Source organism: Pseudomonas sp. E45-MNA-CIBAN-0222 (assembly GCF_040310405.1).
GTDB lineage: Bacteria > Pseudomonadota > Gammaproteobacteria > Pseudomonadales > Pseudomonadaceae > Stutzerimonas > Stutzerimonas stutzeri_AC.
This window is the reverse complement of the sequence record NZ_JBEOPU010000243.1, coordinates 1-235: the sequence shown is the minus strand read 5'-3', so window position 1 is coordinate 235 and position 235 is coordinate 1. Positions and strand designations below refer to the sequence as shown.

The window sequence follows — 235 nt, the reverse complement described above, 5'->3', positions numbered from 1 at the left end:
CGCGGACGCCGCGCTCGGCGGTCAGCGCCCACCCAGACCTCACGTTCACCGTCGGCCCCAGCAGCGCCAGCAGCCGGGCGGCCAGCGCCAGACCTTCCTTGCCGAACAAGCTACCGACGGCTGCCAGGCCCAGATAGGTATTGCAACGCAGGACGCCCTGGGTGTTGGCGCCGACCCGGCGGGCGGTGCCGCCGGGCAGCGGGGTGGGGGTGCGGGGGGGCGGGGGGGGGGGGGG

The 235-nt window shown here is 77.0% G+C and carries 1 pseudogene; it reads right to left on the bottom strand.

Annotated elements, in window-relative coordinates:
• Positions 1–235, bottom strand: a pseudogene (locus AAEZ08_RS23465) (hypothetical protein); the annotation flags it as partial.